This is a genomic window from Caballeronia catudaia, from assembly GCF_001544755.2.
GTDB classification, from domain to species: domain Bacteria; phylum Pseudomonadota; class Gammaproteobacteria; order Burkholderiales; family Burkholderiaceae; genus Caballeronia; species Caballeronia catudaia.
In genome coordinates this window covers 65,257-89,678 of record NZ_FCOF02000001.1, presented here as the reverse complement: position 1 = coordinate 89,678, position 24,422 = coordinate 65,257, and the positions used below count along the sequence as shown (strand labels likewise).

The window sequence follows — 24,422 nt, the reverse complement described above, 5'->3', positions numbered from 1 at the left end:
CAGGCATTGATCTTTCAAGAGGCGTCATGGCACTCGAACCTTTCATCAACTCCGAACCGTTCACGTTCGGCGTCGAGCTGGAGATCCAGGTCGTCAATACGCACGACTACGATCTGACCCGCGCCGCGTCGGACCTCATGCGTCTCATCAAGGACGAAAAGATTCCGGGCAATATCACGCCCGAAATCACCGAAAGCATGATCGAGCTGTCGACCGGCATCTGCACGACGCACGAGCAGGCCGTCGCCGATCTGCGCAAGATCCGCGACACGCTCGTTTCCGCGGCCGATCAGCTCAACGTCGGCCTCGCCGGGGGCGGCACGCACGCGTTCCAGCAATGGAGCGACCGGCAAATCTACGACGCGCCGCGCTTCCAGTACATCTCCGAACTGTACGGATACCTTGCGAAACAGTTCACCGTATTCGGGCAGCACGTGCATATCGGTTGCCCCGATCCGAACAGCGCGCTCTTCCTGCTGCATTCGATGTCGCGCTATATCCCGCATTTCATCGCGCTTTCGGCGTCGTCGCCGTACATTCAGGGCGTCGACACGGGATTCCATTCGGCGCGTCTGAATTCGGTGTTCGCGTTTCCGCTGTCGGGCCGCGCGCCGTTCGTGCTGACCTGGGACGGCTTCGAGGAATACTTCTCGAAGATGGTGAACACGGGCGTCGTGAACAGCATGAAGGACTTCTACTGGGATATCCGTCCGAAGCCGGGTTTCGGCACGATCGAGGTCCGCGTGATGGACACGCCGCTTTCCGTCGACCGAGCCGCGGCGATCGCCTGCTACATCCAGACGCTGTCGCGCTATCTGTTGCTCGACAAGCCGCTCACGCCGCGCGAGGACGATTACCTCGTGTACACCTTCAACCGCTTCGAGGCATGCCGCTTCGGGCTGGAAGGCACCTGCATCCATCCGCAGACGGGCGAGCGGCGGACTATCGGCGAAGACATCCTCGCGACGCTCGACGTGCTCGCCCCGCACGCCGAAGCGCTCGGCTCGCAAGCCGCGCTCGCGGAGGTCGCCGATATCGCCCGCGGCATCAACGATGCAACGTGGCTGCGCGGCGTTGTCGATAAGGAAAAATCGCTGCATGAGGCCGTCCGCCAGCAATGCTTGCAGTGGCGCCGGTAACGGAACACTTACGCTGACAAGGATCAGCGAATGATGACGAAAGGCCGCTTCGATTCGCTTCGAAGCGGCCGTTTATCTTTGGTCCGTATGAAACACGTGCAGACGAGTGACAGGAATAAAGCCGCTCTTTGCAACGTTTGATCGGAATCGATTCGGCCACTCTAAGGTTTACTTCGAAAAATCCGTATACATCCGTAATAGTAGTTAACAAGGCTTGTGCCGTGCTGTGGACAACGTCGAAAAAGGGTGCGGAGTCAACGTGCTGGCGCGAGGACAAACATGCGGGCCGCGTGTGCGCCGGAAGGTCAACCTTTGGACAACGCAAGGGCGCCCGACATGCCCGAGAGTGTTATCAAGAATACGTCCACAAACAAAGAAGACGCTTTTCCACGGGTTATCCACAGTTCTGCGTGGATAATTAAGGTGTACGTTTGTTCTATGTCGCTTAGAATGGCGACTTTGCTGATGTAGCGTTATAGTCGGCAGGAAAACAGCGCCGCGCAGGGCCATAAGAAGGCGCATAACGAAGAGGGTTGCAAAGTCCCCCATTCAGGCACTGCTAATTGGCTTGGCACGCCTGAATTTTGAGACGGTGGGGACCGAGAACGAAGTGCAGTTCGCAAGGGGTTCGGAGTATTCTGCGAGCGGCGTTTCGAACGAGGTGTTCGCGGGCGGTAGCGCGAACGTGCCGTCAGAACACATAAGCGGAACAACAAGCGAAAGACTATGAGTGAAGGCGTTTACGGAGAGCAGGCGACGGGGCGGGTGACCCACGGCCTGCTGCGGCTGAGCACGGCGATGCGCAGCCAGGCATGGGAATGGGCGGAAGGCGCGGGGCTCACGCCTACCCAGGGTGAAATTCTCGTTCTGCTGATGCAGCGCAAGGGGCCGATGCGGCTCGGCGAGATCGCGCGTGAAACGGCGCTGACCGCCGCCACGACGAGCGATGCGGTGAGCACGCTCGAGGGCAAGGGTCTCGTCGAGAAGCGACGCGCGATCGACGACGGCCGCGCGCTCGCGGTGCGTCTGACCGCCCGCGGTCGCACGGCTGCGAAGAAGGCGCTGCAATGGCCGGACTTTCTCGCGAAGGCGGTCGGCACGCTGCGCGAAGACGAGCAGACGGCGTTTTATCGCACGCTGCTGAAGACCATCCGTCAGCTCGAATCGCAGGAGCAGATTCCGGCGCACCGCATGTGCCTGTCCTGCTCGCATTTCGAAGCGAGCAAGAATCCGAAGAAGACGCCGCACCACTGCGCGCTTCTGCAGATCGACATGGCGGACACCGATCTGCGTCTCGACTGTTCGGTATACGAAGAAGCCGACGTCGCCACGCAGAAGAAGAGCTGGAAGGTCTTCGCGCAGATCGCCTGACAGGCAGGTTCATCGGTTAAGACGCATTTGGCGTCATCTGGCGCTGTGAGGCCGCGGCGAGTCGGTTAGACTGTGCCCGTCGCGCCTCGCCACGAGGCGCGGCTCGTTCCAATCTGGTTCCGAGCCACGCGCAGTCGACTTACGGAATGCCGCCGATGAAACATGAAGTCCTGGCGATTCGCCACGTCTATTTCGAAGATCTGGGCTGTCTCGAACACGTGCTCGGCGACCGCGGCCATCTCGTGCGCTATCTGGACGTCGGGCGCGGCCGCATCGATGCGCCCAATCCGCTCGATCCATCTCTGCTCGTCGTGCTGGGCGGGCCGATCGGCGCTTACGAGGACGCCCACTATCCCCATCTCGCGCCGCTGCTTTCGATGCTCGAGAAGCGCATCGCGGCGGGCTTGCCGACCATCGGCATCTGTCTCGGTTCGCAACTGATCGCGCGAGCGCTCGGCGCGCGAGTGTATCCGTCGGGCACGATGGAGCTCGGCTGGGCGCCGCTCACGCTGACCGATGCGGGACGCGCGTCCGCGCTGCGGCATCTCGAAGCCGACGGCGCGCCCGTGCCCGTCTTCCATTGGCACGGTGATACCTTCGATCTGCCCAGAGACGCCACGCTGCTCGCCTCCACTGACTCGTGCTCGCATCAGGCGTTCACCTGGGGCGAGCACGTGCTCGCGCTGCAATGTCATCCGGAAGTGCTCGTGGAGCGCTTCGAGAGCTGGCTCGTCACGTATCCGGGCGATATCGTGAGGAGCGGCACGACGGTCGCCGCGCTGCGCGAGGAAACCGCCCGCCACGGCGCGAATCTCGAACGCGCGGCGCGCGCGATGTTCGGCGAGTGGCTCGACCGCTTCAACGGCAAGCCGATGGAGACGCGCGCTGACGTGTGATGGTATGAAGCATCGACGGCGGGTGTCCCTGCAGGGAAGAAACCGCGGTGCTATTCTCGATCGCTCCTCTTCTAGCGACGAGTCTTCGCCATGAGCGCGCTGTTCACTCCCACGACTTTACGCAGTCTCCAGATCCCGAACCGCATTTTCGTGTCGCCGATGTGCCAGTACTCCGCCGAGCGCGGCGAAGCGACGGCATGGCACATGATCCATCTGGGCCATCTCGCGTTGTCCGGCGCGGGCATGCTGTTCATCGAGGCGACGGCCGTCGAGCCGGACGGACGCATCACGCCCGGCGATCTCGGTCTCTGGGACGACGCCACCGAAGCCGCGCTGCGCCCGGTGCTGGCCGCCATTCGTCAGTATTCGAACATCGCGGTGACGATGCAGATTTCGCACGCCGGCCGCAAGGCGTCGAGCCGCAAGCCGTGGGAAGGCGGCCAACTGATTTCCGTCGCCGATGGCGGCTGGATGACCTACGCGCCCTCGGCCATTCCTCACAAGCCCGAAGAAACCCCGCCGCTCGCGCTCGATGCCGCCGGACTCATCCGCGTGAAGGAAGCGTTCGTCGCGTCGGCGAAGCGTGCGGCGCGGCTCGGCATCGACGGCATCGAAGTGCACTGCGCGCACGGTTATCTGCTGCATCAGTTTCTTTCGCCGATCGCCAACCAGCGCACCGACGAATACGGCGGCTCGCGCGAGAATCGCATGCGCTATCCGCTCGAAATCTTCGACGCCGTGCGCGCCGCGTTTCCAGCCGACAAACCGGTCGGCGTGCGCGTGTCCGCGACCGATTGGGTCGAAGGCGGATGGGGCATCGAAGACACGATCGCGTTCGCGTCAGAACTCAAGAAGCGCGGCGTCGACTGGGTCGATGTTTCTTCGGGCGGCGTATCGCCGTTGCAGAAAATTCCGCTGTCGTCGGGCTATCAGGTGCCGTTCGCACAGGCCGTGAAGGAAGCGACCGGCGTGAATACGGTCGCGGTCGGGCTGATCACCGAGGCGAAGGAAGCGGAAGCGATCGTCGCGAGCGGCCAGGCGGATTTCGTCGCGATGGCGCGCGCGATGCTCTACGATCCGCGCTGGCCGTGGCACGCCGCCGCCGAGCTGGGTGCGACGGTCACGGCGCCGCCGCAGTACTGGCGCTCGCAGCCGCGCGAACAGAAGAATCTCTTCGGCGAGATCACGATCGGGCAGCGCTGAAATAAGTGTGGACATCGCCCGGACGGTTGAGCATACGCGCGCCGGGAGTGTAGGATACCGGTGGTTTGAGCGCGTGCGTTCAACCGAGCCAACGCGGCGCCGTCGAGGCCACCGCGTTTTTTTTCATCCCGAAGTTCATCCCGAGCGCGCGGGAGCGAAGCGTCATTTAAGGATCCGTTCGATGAGTTCACGCAGGGTCACCGTTCGCCGCTCAGGCGTGCATGGCAAGGGCGTGTTTGCCGTTAAGCATATCGCCGCGGGCGAGCAGGTGATGGAGTACAAGGGCGAGCGCATTTCATGGAAGGAAGCGCTGCGCCGCCATCCGCACGATCCCGACGAACCGAACCACACGTTCTACTTCGCGCTCGACGACGGCCGCGTGATCGACGGCAAGATCGAAGGGAACAGCGCGAAGTACATCAATCATTCGTGCGCGCCGAACTGTGAGGCCGAGGAAGTCGAAGGGCGCGTGTTCATTCACGCGCTGCGCGACATCGAGCCGGAAGAAGAGCTGAATTACGACTACGGGCTCGTCATCGACGGCCGCATCACGAAGAAGCTCAAAAAAGAATACGAGTGCCGGTGCGGCGCGAAGAAATGCCGCGGCACGATGCTGGCGGTGAAGAAAGAGAAGAAGAAAAAATAAGCCGCGCAGTGAATGGGAAGAGCCACGACGTCGAACGCCGTGGCTCTTTTTCATTCCGCGCCGGCTGGCGCTTCCTTGAGCGGCATGCGCACGATGAAGCGCGCGCCGCCTTCGGGCGCATCTTCGTAGTGCACGGTGCCGCCGTGCAGCACCATGATGTCGTGCACGATCGCGAGCCCGAGGCCCGCGCCGCCTTCCACGTTTTGTCCGTCGCCGCGGAAAAAGCGCTTGAAGAGATCGCCTTGCTGATCCGGCGGCACGCCCGGGCCGTTGTCTTCCACGACGACTTCGCCGAAGCGTCGGCCGTTGCTGTCGTGCCAATCGGAAACCGTCAACGTGATGCGCGCGCCTTCGATGCGAAACGGCGGGATGTACTTGAGCGCGTTGTCGATCAGATTCGCAAGCACTTCGCGGGTGAGCACGACGTTGCCGCGTACGATCATCGGATGTTCGTTGTCGGGATCGTCGAGCCGCTGAAAACCGAGATCGACGCGCGCGGCGAGTGCGCGCGGCACCCATTCCGCGCCGGTTTCGAACGCGAGCGCGGCGAGGTCGAAATCGGAGAAGCGCGCGGCTTGCTCGCCCGGCTCGGCGCGCGCGAGCGAAAGCAGTTGATTCGACAGACGCACCGCCCGATCCGCCGATGCGCGCAGTTCCTTCACCGCTTCGACCGCCTTCGCGGGATCGCGCGAACTGAGCGCCTGCTCTGCGTGCAGCTTGACTGCCGTGAGCGGCGTGCGCAACTGATGCGCGGCATCCGCGATGAACTTGCGCTGCGCATCGAGCGCGGTCTGCAGGCGCACGAGCAGGGCGTTCATCGCGCTCGTGAGCGGGCGGATTTCGCTCGGCACGTAGGTTTCATCGACGGGTTCGAGCGAGATGTGCGTCTGCTGATTGAGCGCGTCGGCGAGATCGGTGAGCGGGTTCAACTGCTGATTCACGACGCGCCATACGATCACCCAGCCGGCGAGCAGCAACAACAAGAGCGGCATCATGATCGCGATCAGGAATTCCACCGCGATCCGATACCGCGAGCCCACGCGCTGCGCCACTTCCACGACAATCGGGTTGCCGGTCGGCTGCGGCACGCGCACTTGCGCCGCGCGCACGGAGACGCCTTCGAAGTGCGTCTCGAAGACGTACGCATAGTGGATGCGCCGCACGTTGCTGCCCGTGAGCGGGAGATCGGGCTCGCCTGCGATTTCCTCGTCGCCCGTGCTGATGCGGTAGATGAGCTGCTCGACGGGATCGGAGAACATCGCCTGCGCGAGCGGCGGCACGGTGACGGGCGCATCGACGCCCGCGAGCTGGATCTGCTTGGAGATGGCGGTGGCGAGATCCGCGAGCGAGCGGTCGACGACGTGCTGCGTGTATTGCCACGCAAGCCAGTACGCCATCAGGCCGCTCATCAGCGCGAGCAGGGACAGCGGCGCGGCGAGGCGCCGCAGCAGCGTGCGCCGCAGGCTCCGCGTGGGCCTTTCGGCGGGCTTCGAGCGTGCCAGATCGAGCCAGTCTTCGCGGGCGAAACGCTGGTCGCCCGCGCGGCGGGAGGGAAATCGCAAGGCGTTCTACGGCAGAAGCGTTACGCCGCTTGCCGGATCTCCTGAAGCAGATAGCCGAAGCCACGAACTGTCACGATCTCGACGCGCGTGTTCTCGAGCTTCTTGCGCACGCGATGCACATACACTTCGATGGCCGTATCGCCCAGATCGCCGCCGAAGTGCGTCAGATGATCCTGCAACTGCGCCTTGCTCACCACGCGGCCGTGGCGCAGCAGCAGCATTTCAAGCACGGCGAATTCGCGCGGGGACAGTTCGAGCGGACGCTCGTCGTTGAAGATGCGGCGATCGACGCCCGACAGACGCAAGCCGCCCAGCGAGACTTCCGGGCGCGGCACGTCGCCATGCGGCCCGCTGCGGCGCATCACGGCGCGAATGCGCGCTTCGAGCTCCTGCGGTTCGAAGGGCTTCAGCATGTAGTCGTCGGCGCCGCTGTTGAGGCCTTGCACGCGGTCGTGCAGTTCGTCGCGCGCGGTGAGGATGATCACCGGCGTATGACGGTTGCTCTGGCGGAAGCGCGAAAGCAGCGTCATGCCGTCGATGCCTGGCAGGCCGAGGTCGAGAATGATCAGCTCGTGGCGATTCTGCGCCAGCGCCTGCTCGGCGAAAATGCCGTCGTGCACCATGTCGACCGTGAAGCCGGATTGTTCGAGGCTGCTTTGAATGCCGCGCGCGATGGGGCGGTCGTCTTCGATCAGAAGGATTCGCATGGAGTCGCTCAAGTACAATGGGTTGAGCTCTAGCGGGCGGGGCGGCCGGTCATATGCGCGGTGACATGCACGACGGGGCGGCGCGGGCTCGAGCCGGTTCAAATCTCACATCTCATGCGGCGGTGCGCGCCCCGTTTCCGAAAGCCGCAAGCTGCCGTACACCGAATGTAATTCTGCCCGGACATGGCTGTCATCCCGATCAACGAACTCGAAGCCGCGATCAATTACTGGCGCGCCCGTTCCCCGTCTGTCGGCGACGAACTCAGCCTCTGCAAGGAGGCGAGCGCTTTGTCCAGGCCCTATGCGCTGCTGATTGTACAGCGTCAGTCCGGCGTGCCCATCGACCAACTGGATGACGAGGCGCGTGCCGCCTGGGAAGCTTACGAGCGTATCAAGAAAGGCATTCGCGACTGAAAGATAGCTGACGCACGAGCTTTCTTTTCCCTGTTATAAAGCTTGCGATATTTGTCGATTTCGGTGAAACGACGCTGATTTCTCCTTTCGATGATGTCATGGTTGGTAACACGCGCGTTACGTTGTTGGCTGTCGTAAGGCATTCGTCAAGTGTGCGCCGAACGCCCCTTTTGCGCGTGGGGTTTGTGAGCACGGCCAATGCTATGCGATAAAGTCGCATTCGTAACGGCTTCTGCGCGTATCCGCCTCATGCTCGAACTCGACCATTTCGACCTTGCCCTGCTCGACGTACTTCAGCGTTTCGGGCGTGCCACGCATCAGCAACTGGGCGAACAGGTGCCGCTTTCGCCGTCGCAGATCGGGCGGCGTCTGCAGCGGCTGGAAGCGACGGGGGTGATCGAAGGCTATCGGGTGGTCTTGCGCCCGGAGAAGCTCGGCCTCGGCGTGACGGCCTTCACGAGCCTGAAGCTGAAGCATCACGGCGATTCGGTCATCGAGCAGTTTCAGCAGCAGATCGAAACCCTGCCCGAAGTGCTCGAATGCCACGCGACCGTGGGCGATGCGGATTATCTTCTGCGCATCGTCGCGCCGGATCTGAACGCGCTGTCGGGCTTCGTGATGAAGAAACTGATGCGCGTGCCGGGCGTCGACAGCGTGCGCTCGAACATCGTGCTGACGACATTCAAGCGCAACGGCCCTTTACCGCTTTCTCACCTTTCCGATGACGCTTCGGGATTGAGCAAATCCACATAAGCGAGCGGCACGAGATCCGTCTGCGCAACACCGAGGTGCGCGAACATCGCGTGCGCTTCCTGCTCGCCGCCGGCTTCGTCGTCGTCCTGGCCGAGCACGACTTCCAGTTCGATGAAATCGCCGAGGCCATCGACGCGATCCAGATGAATGCGCGTGCGTCCGACGAGATACACGTGCCGCTCCTTGGACACGATGCCGCGCGTCGTCAATGCTTGCGCGAGCAGCGTGTGCATTGCTTCCGGATTCGTGACCGGGCTGCGCGAGTAATACGAAACCTTCGGGCCGTCGCGGTCGTCGCGCTGATAGAAGATCAGCTCGGACGGCGTGCCGTCGTCGAACTGGCGCAGCTTGAGGCGTCCGGTGGGCACGTCGTAGAAGAAGTCCTGCTGGCGGAACACCAGTGGCGCGTCGGGGGCGAGCGCGGCCGCCCGCTCCCGCAATTGTTCGAACTGATGCGCGCGCGCCTTGATTTCGATGTTGCGTGCCATGAAGACTCCCTCTGACCCGGTTGGATGAATGAGCAAGGGATCAGCCTAGCAAACAATTGATGAAGCGCACTGGAATGCCCCTGCGCGTCTGCTCGGGACTTTCACTTAGACGGCCCATTGTGCGTCGATCAGCCGCAGCGCTGCCGCGATCGCCGGTTCCTCGCGACGCTCCGCGAGCGCGACGAAGGACAACTGCGTCGGCACGGTGACGCCTTCGACGATCGTCAGCGCGTGCGCATGCGCTTCTCCGAGCGCGATCGAATCGCGCACGAGCGAGAGACCGACGCCGGATTTGACGAGATCGAGCATCGACGGCTCCTGATCCACTTCCGCGACGATCACGGGCGTCGCGCCTGCCTCGCGAAAGATGCGCGACAGGAGGCGGTTGTGCGCGGACTCGGGCGGCGTCCAGATCCACGGCAGCTTGGCGAGCGCGGCCCAGTTGCGCTTTCCTTTGTTCACGCGGCTGTGCCAACCGGCTGGCGCGAGCACGCGATACACGAACGGCGTGAGCTTGACCACGTGAAAACGATCGCCGTCGCGCGTGCCGTCGATGACGGGATCGCCGATGTAATAACCGACGTCGAGTTCACGAGCCTTCACGCGCTCCAGCACCCAACCTGACATGCCATGCCGCAGCGACGTTTCGATGCGCGGATGCGTCTCCACGAGTTGCCGCAGAAATCCGCCGAGCCGAAGAAATTCGGGATCGAGAATCGTGCCGATGCGCAGCGTGCCGCTTACTTCGTGACGCAGCGCGGCAGCGGCGCGTTGGACATCGGCGGCGGCGGCGAGTGCGCGTTCGGCGTGCGGCAGGAGCGCTTCGCCGTCGCGCGTGAGCAGGAGCCCGTGCGACGTGCGGGAAAACAGCACGACGCCGAGCATCTCCTGCAAATTCTTGATTTGCAAACTGACGGCTGGCTGCGTGAGATGCAGTTGCGCGGCGGCACGTGTGAGATTGCCTTGGCGAGCGACGGTGAGAAAGGCGCGCAGAAGGGTGTAGTCCATGCCTGATATTAGCGCGACTTATATCGCATTTGAACATATCTCATTGGATTCGGAGGCAAAGACAGAAGTACTCTGAAATAACACCGATCGCCCGCGCGAAGCGCAGGGGCGGAACGAACCGGAGCCGAACCAGTTGCGTTAAACGATTGGCGAGTCAGACCGTGTGCGATCCACGCCCGATCGGACCTATGAGGGTACTCGCTACTCTGGGGGCCATTAGGTCGATCGCCTGTGCCGCGGCCGGTGTGAGGCACTTTGGATGGGATAGCTGCTTTCTTTGGTGACTTTCTTTGCGTCGACCAGAGTTGGCGCTTTAGCGCTTACTCTGGTCCCGAGCAAAGAAAGTTACCCCCGCCCCGGGGAGGGGCAGAGCCAATAGACCGACACGACCACAGGCCATCCACGAAAGCGAAAGCAAGCCGCAAAAAAGACGGCATCGAAAAAAGGAGACAAAAACCAATGAACCAAACCGCCCGCAAGCTCGAAGGCGAATTCGACTACATCATCGTTGGCGCTGGCACGGCCGGCTGCGTCCTGGCGAATCGCCTTACCGAGGACCCAAACGTAAACGTGCTGCTGCTCGAAGCAGGCGGCAAGGACGACTACCACTGGATCCACATTCCCGTCGGCTACTTGCATTGCATAGGCAATCCGCGCACGGACTGGCTCTACAAGACGCAGGCGGAACCGGGCCTCGACGGCCGAAAACTCTCCTACCCGCGCGGCCGCGTGCTAGGCGGATGCTCGTCCATCAACGGCATGATCTACATGCGCGGCCAGCGCGAAGACTACGATGACTGGGCGCATATCAGCGGCGATCCGAACTGGTCGTGGGATTCGGTGCTGCCTGTCTTCATGCGCAGCGAGGATCATCACGGCGGCGGCAATCAATGGCACGGCGCGGGCGGTGAATGGCGCGTCGAGAAGCAGCGCCTGAAGTGGAAGATTCTCGAGACCTTCGCGCATGCCGCGCAGCAAAGCGGCATTCCCGCCACCGATGACTTCAATCGCGGCGACAACACGGGCGTCGGCTATTTCGAAGTGAACCAGCGCGGCGGCATTCGCTGGAACGCGGCGAAAGCTTTCCTGCGCGAAGCCATGAAGCGACCCAACCTCACCACGATCACCGGCGCCCACACGCAACGGCTCGTGTTCGAAGGCACGCGCTGCGTTGGCGTGGAGTATCGCGGCGGCGATGTGGACTACATCGCGCGCGCACGATGCGAAGTCATCCTCAGCGCGGGCGCGGTGAACTCGCCGCAGATTCTCGAACTGTCGGGTATCGGCAATGGCGCGCGCCTCCAGCGGCTCGGTATCGATGTCGTGAAGAGCTTGCGTGGCGTCGGCGAAAATCTGCAGGACCACTTGCAATTGCGCATGGCCTACAAGGTCGATGGCGTGCGCACGCTCAACACGTTGTCCGCGCATTGGTGGGGCAAGCTCTTCATCGGCATGCAGTACGCGGTGATGCGAAGCGGCCCGATGTCGATGGCGCCCTCACAGCTCGGCGCGTTCGCGAAGTCGAATCCGGACGATGCATCTATCAAACGGCCCGATGTCGAATATCACGTGCAGCCTTTGTCGCTCGAACGTTTCGGCGAGCCGCTGCATGCGTTCAACGCGTTCACGGCATCCGTGTGCAATCTGCGGCCGACATCGCGCGGCAGCGTGCATATCGAATCGCCGGATGCGCATGCGGCGCCGCTGATCGCGCCGAATTATCTGTCGACGGACCGCGACCGCGAAGTCGCCGCGAACTCGTTGCGTCTCACGCGGCGCATCGTTTCGGCGCCCGCATTGAAGCAATACGCTCCCGAGGAAATTCTTCCGGGCATCCGGTTTCAGACACAGGAAGAGCTTGTCGAAGCGGCGAGCAAGGTCGGCACGACGATCTTCCATCCGGTCGGCACGTGCCGCATGGGCACGGACAACGATCCGGGCGCGGTCGTCGACAGCCGCTTGCGCGTGATCGGCGTGCGGGGTTTGCGCGTGGTCGATGCATCGGTGATGCCGACCATCACATCGGGCAACACGAACTCGCCGACGCTGATGATCGCCGAGCGCGCGAGCGACATGATTCGCGAAGACCGTCGCAGCGTCGAAACGCAGGAAGTCATCGCGACCGCGCTTGCGTGACATCTGCATGACGCATCATGCATCGGGACGACATCGCAAGATGTCGTTTCATGCATTGCTTATACGCGCCGCATATAAGCGCTTTCATGCCCTTATTGCGTGCATGCGTTTCGATTCCAAGCCATTCGTTAGTTAGTGCAAATCCCAATGATTGCGCTGCATCAATGAGGCGACAATGGCCCCGGAACACGCGATGCTCGGCTTATCTCGTGCACGCTTTGTGCGGATGCAACAGCGATGGTCGAAGCGAAGCAGTACCGGAAATGTCGACTACGTTCGGGTGCGCGCGGAAAGAAAAAATCAAAGCGCAGGCGAACCGGGTTTGCCCAGCGCTTCACTTCGCATGGAAGGGGACATGATTCTCGGCGACACCATTCTGGAAACGCGAGGGCTCACCAAGGAATTCAAAGGCTTCACGGCCGTGAATGGCGTGAACCTGCGCGTTCGCCGCGGTTCGATCCATGCGCTGATCGGACCGAACGGCGCAGGCAAGACCACCTGCTTCAACCTGCTCACGAAGTTTCTCGAACCCACTGCCGGACAGATCGTTTTCAACGGCACGGACATCACGCGCGAGCGTCCGGCGCACATCGCGCGGCGCGGCATCATTCGCTCGTTCCAGATTTCCGCCGTGTTTCCGCATCTGACGGTGCTGCAAAACGTGCGCATCGGCTTGCAGCGTCAACTGGGCACATCGTTTCATTTCTGGCGCAGCGAACGTTCGCTCGACACGCTCAATGACCGCGCGATGGACCTGCTCACGCAAGTCGGCCTCACCGATTTCGCCGACACCAAAACGGTCGAACTTTCCTATGGCCGCAAGCGCGCACTGGAAATCGCGACCACCTTGTCGATGGAGCCCGAGCTCATGCTCCTCGACGAGCCCACGCAAGGCATGGGCCACGAAGACGTGGATCGCGTGACGGCGCTCATCAAGAAGGTGTCGGCGGGGCGGACCATCCTGATGGTCGAGCACAACATGAACGTGATCGCGGGCATCTCCGACACCATCACCGTGCTTCAGCGCGGCGAAGTGCTGGCCGAAGGCAGCTACGCGGAAGTGTCGAAGAATCCGCTCGTGATGGAAGCCTACATGGGCAGCGCCGATGCGGCGCTCACCGGAGCGCATGCATGAGTACGATCGTGGAGGAACGCCGCTCGCTGAACGCGAACGGCGGGGCGAACAATGCGCCCGCGCTGGAAATTTCGGGTCTGCAGGCGTGGTACGGGGAATCCCACATCCTGCACGGCGTGGACCTCAAGGTGAGCCGCGGCGAAGTGGTCACGCTGCTGGGCCGCAACGGCGCGGGCCGCACGACGACGCTGCGCGCGATCATGGGTCTGACCGGGCGTCGCACGGGCTCGATTCGTGTCGCCGGACAGGAAACCATCGGCCTGGCCACACACAAGATCGCGCATTACGGCATCGGCTATTGCCCGGAGGAACGCGGCATTTTCTCGAGCCTGTCGTGCGAGGAAAACCTGCTGCTGCCGCCGCTCATCGGCAAGCAAAAGGACGCGATGTCGCTCGACGAGATCTACTCGATGTTCCCGAATCTGAAAGAGCGCCGCGCCAGCCAGGGCACGCGTCTTTCGGGCGGCGAGCAACAGATGCTGGCCGTGGCGCGCATTCTGCGCACGGGCGCGAACCTGCTTCTGCTCGATGAAATTTCGGAAGGCCTCGCGCCGGTCATCGTGCAGACACTCGCGCGCATGATCCTGATGCTGAAATCGCGCGGCTACACGATCGTCATGGTCGAACAGAATTTTCGTTTCGCGGCGCCGCTCGCGGACCGCTTCTACGTGATGGAGCACGGAAACATCGTCGAGCATTTCGGCGCGGGGGAACTCGAAGCGAAGATGCCGGTGCTGCATGAATTGCTCGGCGTCTAAGCATCGGGCCGCATGTCAGGTTCGGCAGGTTGGGAAGGGCAACACCAGTAACACCGCAACAATCAAAACTCATGGAGACTGGAATGAAAAAGAAGACCCTCGCGCGCCTCTCTACTCTTTGCTTTGCGGCTGCGGCGGCGAGTGTGGCGGTGATGAGCACGAGCGCCAGCGCCGCCGACGGCAACAGCGTGAAGATCGGCTTCGTCACCGACTTGTCGGGCCTTTATGCCGACATCGACGGGCCGGGTGGACTCGAAGCGATTCGCATGGCGATCGCGGATTTCGGCGGCAAGGTGAACGGCAAGCCCATCGAGCTCGTCTACGCGGATCACCAGAACAAGGCCGATATCGCGGCGTCGCGCGCGCGTGAATGGATCGACCGCGACGGCGTGAACGTGATCATCGGCGGCACGAATTCGGCCACGGCGTTGTCCACCGCGCAAGTCGCGGCGGAGAAGAAGACGCCGTACATCAACATCGGCGCGGGCGCGGATAACCTGACCAACGAGCAATGCTCGCCGTACACGGTCCACTACGCCTACGACACGATGGCGCTCGCGAAAGGCACCGGTTCCGCGGTGACGAAGCAGGGCGGCAAGACGTGGTACTTCCTGACGGCCGATTACGCGTTCGGCAAGGCGCTCGAAAAGAACACGGCTGACGTCGTGAAGGCGAACGGCGGCCAGGTGCTCGGCGAAGTGCGCCATCCGCTTTCGGCGTCCGACTTCTCGTCGTTCCTGTTGCAGGCGCAGGGATCGAAGGCGCAGGTGCTCGGCCTCGCGAACGCGGGCGGCGACACCATCAACTCGATCAAGGCCGCGAAGGAATTCGGCATCACCAAGTCGATGAAGATCGCCGCGCTGCTCATCTTCATCAACGACATCCACAGCCTCGGGCTCGAGACGACGCAAGGCCTCGTCGCGACGGACAGCTGGTACTGGAACAAGGACGAGAACACGCGCAAGTGGGCGCAGCGCTACTTCGGCAAGATGAAGAAGATGCCGTCGAGCCTGCAGGCCGCGGATTACTCGGCGGTGATGACGTATCTCAACGCGGTGAAGGCGGCCGGCACCACGGACAACGACAAGGTCATGGCGCAGCTTCGCAAGACGAAGATCGACGACTTCTACGCGAAGGGCTATATCCGCGAAGACGGCGCGATGATCCACGACATGTACCTGATGGAAGTGAAGAAGCCGTCGGAATCGAAGGAGCCGTGGGACTACTACAAGATCACCGCGACGATTCCGGGCGACCAGGCGTTCGGCACGAAGGCGGAGTCGCGCTGCAAGCTCTGGAAGTAAGCGTTCGGTAGTGATTCATCGCGTTCGAATGGCGGGCGGCCCGGAAAGGCCGCTTGCCGTCGCAACCGCGTCAACCCGTTTCTGACGGCAGGTTCAATGGAAATATTCGGCATCCCGCTCGCCGCAATGATGAGCCAGCTGCTTCTCGGGCTGGTGAACGGCTCGTTCTACGCGATCCTGAGCCTCGGGCTCGCGGTGATCTTCGGCTTGCTCAACGTCATCAACTTCGCGCACGGCGCGCTCTTCATGCTGGGCGCGATGCTCGCGTGGATGGGCTACTCGTACTTCAACGTTCCATACTGGGTGATGCTCGTGGCGGCGCCCGTCATCGTCGGGCTGTTCGGCGTGATCGTCGAGCGCTCGATGCTGCGCTGGCTCTACAAGCTCGATCATCTCTACGGGCTCCTGCTCACCTTCGGCCTCACGCTCGTGATAGAAGGCGTGTTCCGCTCGATCTACGGATCGTCGGGGCAGCCGTATGACGTGCCGTCGCTGCTTCAGGGCGCGACGAATGTCGGGTTCATGTTCCTGCCGAACTATCGCGCGTGGGTCGTCGTCGCGTCGCTCGCCGTGTGCTTCGCGACGTGGTTCGTGATCGAGAAGACGCGCATCGGCGCGTATCTGCGCGCGGGCACGGAGAACCCGAAGCTCGTCGAGGCTTTCGGCGTCAACGTGCCAATGATGATCACGCTCACCTACGGCTTCGGCGTCGCGCTGGCGGCGTTCGCGGGCGTGCTGGCGGCGCCTGTCATCCAGGTTTCGCCGCTGATGGGCCAGTCGATGATCATCACCGTGTTCGCGGTCGTCGTGATCGGCGGCATGGGCTCGATCATGGGCTCGATCCTGACGGGCCTGCTGCTCGGCGTGATCGAAGGCTTCACGCGCGTGTTCTATCCGGAAGCGTCCGCGACGGTCGTCTTCGTGATCATGGCGATCGTGTTGATGATTCGCCCGGCAGGACTCTTCGGCAAGGAAAAATGATGCAGAGAAAAGCGCTCTACGGCCTGTTGCTGATCGGCCTGATCGTGGCGCCGTTCGTCGGCGTGTATCCCGTGTTCATGATGAAGGTGCTGTGCTTCGCGCTGTTCGCGGCGGCGTTCAATCTGCTGATCGGCTATACGGGGCTGCTGTCGTTCGGGCACGCGATGTTCCTCTCGACCGCAGGCTATGTCACCGGCTACGCGATCCAGACGCTCACCGTCACGCCGGAGCTCGGCGTGATCGCGGGCACGGCGGCGGCGACGCTGCTCGGGCTCGTCGCCGGGCTGATCGCGATTCGCCGCCAGGGCATCTATTTCGCGATGGTCACGCTCGCGCTCGCGCAGATGGTCTACTTCGTGTTCCTGCAGGCGCCCTTCACGCACGGCGAAGACGGTCTGCAAGGCGTGCCGCGCGGCAAGCTCTTCAACGTCGTCGATCTGGGCAGCGACATGACGCTCTACTACGTCGTGCTCGTCGTGACGCTGCTTGCGTTCGCGCTGATCGTGCGCATCGTGCATTCGCCGTTCGGACAGGTGCTCATCGCGATCAAGGAAAACGAGCCGCGCGCGACATCGCTCGGCTACGATACGTCGCGGTACAAACTGCTCGCGTTCGTGTTGTCCGCGGGTCTCGCGGGGTTCGCGGGTGCGCTGAAGACGGTCGTGCTCGGTTTCGAAACGCTCGGCGACGCCTACTGGACGATGTCCGGTCTCGTCGTGCTGATGACGCTCGTCGGCGGCATGAGCACGATGTTCGGACCATTGCTCGGCGCGGCGATCATCGTCGCGCTGGAGGACCGGCTCGGCGATATCGGCAGCGGCATCGCGCGGCTGACGGGCGTTTCGTGGTTCAACTCGCTCGGCGAATCGGTGACGATCGTGACCGGCGTCATTTTCATCGCGTGCGTGCTGGCGTTCCGTCGCGGCATCGTCGGGGAAATCGTCGCGCGGGTTCGGCCGCTGCAAGGATGACGCGATTTGGTTCGAAATCCGAACGAAAACGAGCGAAGCGGGCAAATGCGAGATACGCGCTGTATTGCAAGAAATACGCCCCGTTGGGGTGCTTCTATGCACCACTAGGGTAAGTGCTAGGTTGCCGGACAGTGTTGCAGTCTTTAACATGCGTCCTAGTTCTGTTGCACCCAGATTTTTGAGGTGGAGAACGAGGAGACATGAGGCACAAAGTGCCCGACCGAAAAGCGCTGTTGGATGAGTCCAACAGCGCTTTTTTTATTGCCCGTCGCGATTATACGAATAACCCCGCGGCGCATTTTAAGCGGGGTTTTCCCGAGGGTGTCGGGATTCGAGTCGCCGCAGTGCGAAGGCACGCACAAAGCAATGCCGACACGCATCGGAAACCCTTCAAAACGCTTGCTGCACGGCGCTTCAGTCCGCTAAACTGCATTTCCCGACCCGCTGGTCGGCGATTCGCCTTGGGGTGCGGATCAGACGCGAATCGCGGGCATTTTCGCAAGCAGTCCATTACGCAGAAACACGATTTACGGGGCGCAAATCAATGAAGTTGGCTTTACGCGGTAAGGCGGTCGCAATGGCCGTCGCGGGTATGTGTGTCAGTTTCTCGGCGGCATTCAGCAATCAGGTTTGGGCGGACGTGAAAATCGGCGTGACGGTCTCGGCGACGGGTCCGGCGGCGTCGCTCGGCATTCCGGAAAAAAACACGATCGCACTGCTGCCGAAGGAAGTCGCGGGGCAGAAGGTGGAGTACATCGTCCTCGACGACGCCACGGATTCCACTCAGGCCGTGAAAAACGCGCGCAAGCTGACGAGCGAGGATCACGTCGATGCGCTCGTCGGCTCGACCGTCGTGCCCAATTCGCTCGCGATGATCGACATCGCCGCCGAAACGCACACGCCGATGATCTCGATGGCCGCGGCCGCGAGCATCGTCGAGCCGATGGATAGCAAGCGCGCATGGGTCTTCAAGACGCCGCAGAACGACATCCTCATGGCGACCGCGATCGCGCAGCACATGTCGAATCACGGTGTGAAGACGGTCGCGTTCATCGGCTTTTCCGATGCTTACGGCGAGAGCTGGTTCAAGGAGTTCGGCAAAGCCGCTGATCTGGCGAAGCTGAAGGTCGTCGCGAACGAGCGCTTCGCGCGCAACGATGCATCGGTTACGGGCCAGGTGCTCAAGATGATGTCGCGGAACGCGGACGCGGTGCTGATCGCGGGCGCGGGCACGCCGGCGGCGCTGCCGCAGAAGACGCTCAAGGAGCGCGGCTACAAAGGCAAGATCTATCAGACGCACGGCGTCGCCAATAACGACTTCCTGCGCGTGTGCGGCAAGGATTGCGAAGGCACGTTCCTGCCCGCGGGACCGCTCCTGGTCGCGGAGCAGTTGCCCGACAGCAATCCCGCGAAGCAGGCCGCGCTCACGTACAAGAAGGCGTACGAAGGCGCGTATGGCGCGTATGGCGCGGGCTCGGTGTCGACGTTCGGCGGTCACGCGTGGGACGCGGGTCTCATTCTGCAACGCGCGATTCCCGTCGCGCTGAAGAAGGGCCAGCCCGGCACGGCGGCGTTCCGCGACGCGCTGCGCACGGCTATCGAAGAGACGAAGAATCTGCCCGCGTCGCACGGCATTTTCAACATGAGCCCCAACGATCACGCAGGACTCGACCAGCGCGCGCGCGTGATGGTGGAGATCGTCGGCGGCAAGTGGAAGCTCTCGGGCAACTGACGGCAAAACGCATGTGAACTGATTCGGAGAACAAAGGCGCGTCGCAAGATAACGCGCCTTTTTTTCTGTGCTGTGCAGTGAGAGAACGGCGGCGAAAGAAGAGGGCGCGAACCCTCGCATGCAGCCGCGCAACAGTCAGGGAAATCCACCCTTGGCACGCAGTAACGCGGTACATAGATTGGGGCGGCCTTTCGATCTGGCTTCGGGGGCTCGCATCGATAACAGCTCGCAGCAGCGCACCGCACGGGTGCGTGTTGGCAAAACAAGCAAGTCGCGTTTGGAGACAAGCAATGAAAACGAAGAAGGCATGGATCAGGACGGGCATCGCGTTCGCCGTCGCAGGCAGCATGTTCGCAGGCGCGGGCGCGGCGTTCGCGCAAGTGAAGATCGGCGTGACGCTCTCGGCGACGGGGCCGGCGGCATCGCTCGGGATTCCCGAGAAAAATACCGTCACGCTGTTGCCGAAGGAAATTGGCGGGAAGTCGGTCGAATGGATCGTGCTCGATGACGGATCGGACACGAGCCGCGCCGTGCAGAACACGCGCAAGCTGATCGACGAAGATCATGTCGATGCGATCGTCGGCTCGACGGTCACGCCGAACTCACTCGCGATGATCGATCCGGTCGCCGCCGCCAAGACGCCGATGATCTCGATGGCCGCATCGGCCGCGATCATCTCGCCGATGGACGCGAAGAAGGCGTGGGTCTTCAAGACGCCGCAGAACGACGCGCTGATGGCCGACGCCATCGCGAGCTACATGGAGAAGCACGGCGTGAAGACGGTGGGCTTCATCGGCTTCGCGGATGCCTACGGCGACGGCTGGTACAACGTCTTCAACACGGCGGCGAGCGCGCACAAGCTGAAGATCGTCACGAACGAACGCTATAACCGCACGGACACGTCCGTGACCGGCCAGGTGCTGAAGACGATGGGCGCGAACCCGGACGCGGTGCTGATCGCGGGCGCGGGCACGCCGTCCGCGCTGCCGGCAAAGGCGCTGAAGGAGCGCGGCTACAAGGGCAAGGTGTATCAGACGCACGGCGTCGCGAATAACGACTTCCTGCGCGTGTGCGGCAAGGATTGCGAGGGCGAGATTCTGCCCGCGGGTCCGGTGCTCGTGACCGAGCAGTTGCCGGAGAGCAATCCGGTGAAGAAGTCGTCTGCGGCGTACAAGGACGCGTACGAGAAGGCTTTCGGTGCGGGTTCGCTTTCGACCTTCGGCGGGCACGCGTGGGACGCCGGCCAGATGCTTCAGCGCGCGATTCCCGAAGCGCTCAAGAAAGGCCAGCCGGGCACGCCGGAGTTCCGCGAGGCGTTGCGCGCCGCGCTGGAAAACCTGAAGGATCTGCCGGTGTCGCACGGCATCATGAACACGACGCCGAACGATCACAACGGCTTCGATACTCGCGCGCGCGTGATGGTGCAGATCGTCGACGGGAAGTGGAAGCTTTTGAACGACTAAACGGCGCAAGACGTTTTATCGGCTTATTTTCAAGACAAACGGCGCACCGGCAACGGCGCGCCGTTTGACCATGTTTCACAAGAAGCTTCGAAGAGGAAGTATGGACTTATCGATTGCGGCGATCCTCGCGCAGGACGGGATCACCACGGGTGCGATCTACGCCTTGCTCGCGCTCGCTCTGGTGCTCGTGTTCTCCGTGACACGCGTCATTTTCATTCCGCAGGGCGAGTTCGTCGCGTACGGCGCGCTCACGCTGGCCGCGTTGCAAACGCAGAAGTTGCCGGCGACCTGCTATCTGCTCATCGCGATGGGCGCGGGCTGCTTCGTCGCCGAAGTCGCTGGCATTGTGCGGCATCCCACGCGATATCATCAGATCGGCCGTTTTCTCGCGGTGCTTGCAGGCAAGTATCTTCTGTTTCCCGTGGCGGTTTGGGGCATTACGCAGGCGGTTTCCACGCAGCCTTTGCCGATGATCGCGCAGATCGCGCTCACGCTGCTGATCGTCGTGCCGATGGGCCCGTTCGTCTATCGGCTCGCCTATGAGCCGATCGCGGAGGCGAGCACGCTCTTGCTCCTGATCGTCGCGGTAGCGGTGCACTTCGCGATGGTCGGCCTCGGGCTCGTCATGTTCGGCGCGGAAGGCTCGCGTACGACCGCGTTCTCCGACGCCACCTTCAATCTCGGCGACGTGTCGGTTTCAGGGCAGAGCCTGTGGGTCGTCGGCACAGCGGTCGTGCTGATCGTCGCGCTGTACTTCTATTTCGATCGCTCCATTTCCGGGAAGGCATTGCGCGCGACGTCGGTGAACCGGCTGGGCGCGCGGCTGGTTGGCATCGGCACGACGCAGGCGGGGCGTCTCGCGTTCACGCTCGCCGCCGGCCTCGGCGCGCTGTGCGGCGTGCTCGTGGCGCCGATCACGACCATCTACTACGACTCGGGATTTCTGATCGGTCTGAAGGGATTCGTGGGCGCCATCGTCGGTGGTCTCGTGAGCTATCCGCTCGCGGCGGCGGGATCGCTGCTGGTCGGTCTGCTCGAATCGTATTCGTCCTTCTGGGCGAGCGCTTATAAGGAGGTGATCGTCTTCACGCTGATCATTCCGGTCTTGCTGTGGCGAAGTCTCGCGAGCCCGCATTCCGATGAAGACGAGGAGTAAGCCGATGAAATTCCGTTCTTTCTGGATCTTCCTGCTGATCGTCTTCGCGTTGCCCGTGCTGCCGGGGCCGGTCGCCGTGCCCGAGTACTGGATCACGCTGCTGAACTACATCGGCCTATATTCGATCGTGGCGATCGGGCTCGTGTTGCTGACGGGCATCGGCGGCATGACGAGCTTCGGACAGGCCGCGTTCGTGGGCGTGGGCGCTTATGCGACGGCCTTCCTGACGACGCGCTACGGCGTCTCACCGTGGCTTGCGCTGATAGCGGGCGTCGTCTTGACCGCGTTCATCGCGCTCTTGCTTGGGCTCGTCACGATGCGTCTCTCCGGACACTTCCTGCCGCTCGGGACGATTGCGTGGGGCCTGTCGCTCTTCTACCTGTTCGGCAACATGGAACTGCTCGGCAAGTACGACGGCATCAATGGCATTCCAGTGCTCAATCTGTTCGGCTGGGAGCTTGAATCGGGCCGCAGCATTTACTACCTGATCTGGGTCGTGGTGCTGCTCGCGGTGGTGTCTGTTCAAAATCTGCTTAACAGCCGGCCGGGGCGTGCCATTCGCGCGCTACGCGGCGGTGGCACGATGGCCGAAGCGATGGGCGTGAACACTGCCTGGATGCGCGTGGTCATCTTCATCTATGCGGCGGTTCTGGCGGCTGTTTCGGGCTTTTTATATGCGCACTTGCAGCGAGCGGTGAATCCGACGCCTTTCGGCCTGAATCACGGCATCGAGTTCCTGTTCATGGCGGTGGTCGGCGGGGTTTCGCATGTGTGGGGCGCGATTCTCGGCGCAACGATTCTCACGGTCCTGCAGGACTATCTCCAGACGCTGTTGCCGAAGCTGCTCGGCGCAAACGGCAATTTTGAGATTATCGTTTTCGGCGTCTTGATGGTGCTTTTGCTGCAATACGCAAGGCAGGGTGTGTGGCCGTTCGTCGCACGAATTTTCCCGCGTGGGCCGCGTGCTCACGTATCGGATCACGGCGAGGCTTTGCCGCAGCGCAGCAAACCTGCGACCGGCGAGCGCTTGCTCGTTGTTGATAAGGCGCGGAAGCAGTTCGGCGGACTCGTCGCGGTGAACGACGTCAGTTTCGAGGTGAAAGCGGGCGAGATTATCGGACTGATCGGGCCGAACGGCGCGGGTAAGTCGACGACGTTCAATCTCGTGACCGGCGTCCTCCAGGCAACCAGTGGCGCGATCAGCTTTCACGGTGAGCGCATCGAGAAGCTCACTTCACGTGAAATCGTGAAGCGCGGCATCGGGCGGACGTTTCAGCACGTCAAAATGCTCCCCGGCATGACCGTGCTGGAGAACGTTGCGATCGGCGCGCATTTGCGGGGCACTACGGGTGTATGGCGGAGCATCGCCCGCCTGAATGCGCCGGAGGAAGCGCGGTTGATGGCGGAGGCGGCGAAGCAGATCACTCGCGTCGGTCTGGAAAAACACATCTACAGCGAGGCGGGCAGTCTTGCGCTTGGTCAGCAGCGGATTCTCGAAATCGCGCGTGCGCTGTGCTGCGATCCAACGTTGCTGCTGCTCGACGAACCGGCCGCGGGCTTGCGCTATCAGGAAAAGGTGCAGCTCGCCGATTTGCTGCGGAAGCTTCGTGCGGAGGGTATGAGCATTTTGCTGGTCGAGCACGACATGGATTTCGTGATGAATCTCACGGATCGGCTCGTCGTGATGGAATTCGGCACGAAGATCGCGGAAGGATTGCCAACAGACGTCCAGAAAGATCCGGCGGTTCTTGAAGCATATCTGGGCGGGGTGGAATGATGGCAAACGAATCGAACGCGGTGCGAGACCCGATCTTGCAGGTTCAAGGCTTGTCGGTGCGCTACGGCAAGGTCGAAGCGTTGCACGACGGGAAGCTTACGGTCGGAGCGGGGAAAATCGTTTCGGTGATCGGGCCGAATGGCGCCGGTAAGTCGACCCTGCTGAACGCGATCATGGGCGCGTTGCCGCAGACGGGACACGCAAAGGGCCTCGTGCGCTATCTCGGCGAGGATGTCTCCGCGCTGGCGATTGAACGTCGCGTCTCACGTGGAATGTGCCTCGTACCGGAGAAGCGCGAGTTGTTCGCGACGATGGCGGTCGAGGACAATCTCGTGCTCGGCGCCTATCGGCGAAGGAGAGCGGGAGAACGGAATTTTCTCGATCAACTCGATCACGTCTTCGAGTTGTTCCCTCGGCTGAAAGAGCGGCGGAAGCAAGCGGCCGGCACGCTCTCTGGCGGTGAGCGTCAGATGCTTGCCGTCGGCCGTGCGCTGATGGGGAAGCCGCAGTTGCTCATGCTCGATGAACCGAGTCTAGGTCTGGCACCGCTGATCGTGAAGGAGATTTTTCACATCATCAGCGCGCTTCGCCAAACGGGCGTCGCCACGCTGCTGATCGAGCAGAATGCGCGTGCCGCTTTGCAGATTTCCGATTACGGCTACGTGCTTGAAACGGGCGAGTTTGCTCTGGAAGGCAATGCGGACGCGCTCCAACACAATCCGCAGGTGATCGAAACCTATCTTGGTCTAACGAAAAAGAGCGCTTAAATTCGGCGCGGATGGCGTTCAGCGATGGCGTGTTTCACGTGAAACACGCCATTTT

22 protein-coding genes are annotated in these 24,422 nt (G+C 62.3%); 18 read left to right on the top strand and 4 right to left on the bottom strand.

What is annotated here, in order from left to right:
• Positions 1–26: 26 nt before the first annotated feature.
• The 5 genes from AWB75_RS00385 to AWB75_RS00365 all read left to right on the top strand — a co-directional run bounded on the left by AWB75_RS00385 (position 27) and on the right by AWB75_RS00365 (position 5,255).
• A complete protein-coding gene (locus tag AWB75_RS00385; protein WP_061122107.1) occupies positions 27–1,139 on the top strand; it encodes a YbdK family carboxylate-amine ligase in 1,113 nt (370 codons plus the stop codon).
• A 726-nt stretch (positions 1,140–1,865) separates the two neighbouring features.
• A complete protein-coding gene (locus AWB75_RS00380; protein WP_061122106.1) occupies positions 1,866–2,510 on the top strand; it encodes a MarR family winged helix-turn-helix transcriptional regulator in 645 nt (214 codons plus the stop codon).
• Between the two features lie 155 nt (positions 2,511–2,665).
• Positions 2,666–3,406: a glutamine amidotransferase gene (locus AWB75_RS00375; protein ID WP_061122420.1), complete on the top strand. Its 741-nt coding sequence runs from the start codon at positions 2,666–2,668 to the stop codon at positions 3,404–3,406.
• A gap of 90 nt (positions 3,407–3,496) precedes the next feature.
• Positions 3,497–4,609: an NADH:flavin oxidoreductase/NADH oxidase gene (locus AWB75_RS00370; protein ID WP_061122105.1), complete on the top strand. Its 1,113-nt coding sequence runs from the start codon at positions 3,497–3,499 to the stop codon at positions 4,607–4,609.
• 181 nt (positions 4,610–4,790) lie between these two features.
• Positions 4,791–5,255 carry an SET domain-containing protein gene (locus AWB75_RS00365; protein WP_061122104.1) on the top strand — a complete coding sequence of 155 codons (465 nt, stop codon included), beginning with the start codon at positions 4,791–4,793 and terminating at the stop codon, positions 5,253–5,255.
• 50 nt (positions 5,256–5,305) lie between these two features.
• On the opposite strand, the gene AWB75_RS00360 is transcribed toward AWB75_RS00365, so the two are convergent.
• Together AWB75_RS00360 and AWB75_RS00355 are read right to left on the bottom strand one after the other, a co-directional pair.
• Positions 5,306–6,757, bottom strand: coding sequence for a sensor histidine kinase (locus AWB75_RS00360; protein ID WP_061122419.1), 1,452 nt, complete (start codon positions 6,755–6,757; stop codon positions 5,306–5,308).
• An 80-nt stretch (positions 6,758–6,837) separates the two neighbouring features.
• Positions 6,838–7,524: a response regulator transcription factor gene (locus AWB75_RS00355; RefSeq protein WP_061122103.1), complete on the bottom strand. Its 687-nt coding sequence runs from the start codon at positions 7,522–7,524 to the stop codon at positions 6,838–6,840.
• A gap of 183 nt (positions 7,525–7,707) precedes the next feature.
• On the opposite strand from AWB75_RS00355, the gene AWB75_RS00350 reads away from it, so the two are divergent.
• Both AWB75_RS00350 and AWB75_RS00345 read left to right on the top strand, forming a co-directional pair.
• A complete protein-coding gene (locus AWB75_RS00350; protein WP_061122102.1) occupies positions 7,708–7,938 on the top strand; it encodes a DUF3717 domain-containing protein in 231 nt (76 codons plus the stop codon).
• Positions 7,939–8,187: 249 nt separating this feature from the next.
• Complete coding sequence (locus tag AWB75_RS00345; protein ID WP_061122101.1) at positions 8,188–8,691, top strand: Lrp/AsnC family transcriptional regulator; 504 nt, start codon at positions 8,188–8,190, stop codon at positions 8,689–8,691.
• Here AWB75_RS00345 and AWB75_RS00340 read toward each other — a convergent pair.
• Together AWB75_RS00340 and AWB75_RS00335 are read right to left on the bottom strand one after the other, a co-directional pair.
• Positions 8,649–9,179: a class IV adenylate cyclase gene (locus tag AWB75_RS00340; RefSeq protein ID WP_061122100.1), complete on the bottom strand. Its 531-nt coding sequence runs from the start codon at positions 9,177–9,179 to the stop codon at positions 8,649–8,651. The genes AWB75_RS00345 and AWB75_RS00340 overlap by 43 nt on opposite strands.
• Before the next feature lie 105 nt (positions 9,180–9,284).
• Positions 9,285–10,187, bottom strand: coding sequence for a LysR family transcriptional regulator (locus AWB75_RS00335; protein WP_061122099.1), 903 nt, complete (start codon positions 10,185–10,187; stop codon positions 9,285–9,287).
• Between the two features lie 459 nt (positions 10,188–10,646).
• Here AWB75_RS00335 and AWB75_RS00330 point away from each other — a divergent pair, with 459 nt between their 5' ends.
• The 11 genes from AWB75_RS00330 (at position 10,647) to AWB75_RS00280 (ending at position 24,367) form a co-directional block, all read left to right on the top strand.
• The gene (locus tag AWB75_RS00330; RefSeq protein ID WP_061122098.1) at positions 10,647–12,323 is read left to right on the top strand and encodes a GMC family oxidoreductase; all 1,677 of its coding nucleotides are present in this window, start codon (positions 10,647–10,649) and stop codon (positions 12,321–12,323) included.
• A 355-nt stretch (positions 12,324–12,678) separates the two neighbouring features.
• On the top strand, positions 12,679–13,458 hold the full coding sequence (locus AWB75_RS00325) for an ABC transporter ATP-binding protein (protein ID WP_061122418.1): 780 nt from the start codon (positions 12,679–12,681) through the stop codon (positions 13,456–13,458).
• Positions 13,455–14,216 (top strand): ABC transporter ATP-binding protein, encoded by a 762-nt coding sequence (locus AWB75_RS00320; RefSeq protein ID WP_061122097.1) that lies wholly within the window; start codon positions 13,455–13,457, stop codon positions 14,214–14,216. Before AWB75_RS00325 ends, AWB75_RS00320 begins: the two co-directional genes overlap by 4 nt.
• Positions 14,217–14,299: 83 nt before the next feature.
• Entirely contained in the window at positions 14,300–15,520 is a 1,221-nt protein-coding gene (locus tag AWB75_RS00315) for an ABC transporter substrate-binding protein (RefSeq protein ID WP_061122096.1), read from the top strand.
• A 96-nt stretch (positions 15,521–15,616) separates the two neighbouring features.
• Entirely contained in the window at positions 15,617–16,501 is an 885-nt protein-coding gene (locus AWB75_RS00310; protein ID WP_061122095.1) for a branched-chain amino acid ABC transporter permease, read from the top strand.
• Positions 16,501–17,472 carry a branched-chain amino acid ABC transporter permease gene (locus AWB75_RS00305; protein WP_061122417.1) on the top strand — a complete coding sequence of 324 codons (972 nt, stop codon included), beginning with the start codon at positions 16,501–16,503 and terminating at the stop codon, positions 17,470–17,472. Before AWB75_RS00310 ends, AWB75_RS00305 begins: the two co-directional genes overlap by 1 nt.
• Before the next feature lie 544 nt (positions 17,473–18,016).
• A complete protein-coding gene (locus AWB75_RS00300; RefSeq protein WP_061122094.1) occupies positions 18,017–19,204 on the top strand; it encodes an ABC transporter substrate-binding protein in 1,188 nt (395 codons plus the stop codon).
• A gap of 290 nt (positions 19,205–19,494) precedes the next feature.
• On the top strand, positions 19,495–20,667 hold the full coding sequence (locus AWB75_RS00295; protein WP_061122093.1) for an ABC transporter substrate-binding protein: 1,173 nt from the start codon (positions 19,495–19,497) through the stop codon (positions 20,665–20,667).
• Positions 20,668–20,767: 100 nt separating this feature from the next.
• Complete coding sequence (locus tag AWB75_RS00290; RefSeq protein ID WP_061122092.1) at positions 20,768–21,823, top strand: branched-chain amino acid ABC transporter permease; 1,056 nt, start codon at positions 20,768–20,770, stop codon at positions 21,821–21,823.
• A 4-nt stretch (positions 21,824–21,827) separates the two neighbouring features.
• Positions 21,828–23,600: a branched-chain amino acid ABC transporter ATP-binding protein/permease gene (locus AWB75_RS00285; RefSeq protein ID WP_061122091.1), complete on the top strand. Its 1,773-nt coding sequence runs from the start codon at positions 21,828–21,830 to the stop codon at positions 23,598–23,600.
• A complete protein-coding gene (locus AWB75_RS00280; RefSeq protein ID WP_061122090.1) occupies positions 23,600–24,367 on the top strand; it encodes an ABC transporter ATP-binding protein in 768 nt (255 codons plus the stop codon). The genes AWB75_RS00285 and AWB75_RS00280 overlap by 1 nt, the downstream gene beginning before the upstream one ends.
• The last annotated feature ends 55 nt before the right edge of the window (positions 24,368–24,422 follow it).